Consider the following 318-nt stretch of genomic DNA (forward strand, 5'->3'; position numbering starts at 1 on the left):
CGGCGTCGGCAATGCCCTGAACAACGTGCTGACCGGCAACAGCGGCAACAACGTGCTCAACGGTGGCGCGGGGCTGGATACGCTGATCGGCGGCGCCGGCGACGACACCTATATCCTCGACCAGGCCGGCGAACTGGCACTGCTGCAGGAAACCGCCGACCAGGGCCGCGACCTGCTGAACATCAGCTACACCTCGACCCTGGCCAGCAGCACCGTCGACCTCAGCCAAAGCAACCTGCAGAACGTCGAAGATGTCACCGTCACCGGCCTCGGTGCCTTCACCGTGATCGGCAACGACCTGAACAACACCCTGCTCGG

The 318-nt window shown here is 64.8% G+C and carries 1 pseudogene; it reads left to right on the forward strand.

What is annotated here, in order from left to right:
- Positions 1–318: pseudogene (locus AC1DLB_RS32510) on the forward strand (M10 family metallopeptidase); the annotation flags it as partial.

The sequence above is a fragment of the Pseudomonas sp. 05N434 genome, from assembly GCF_056396965.1.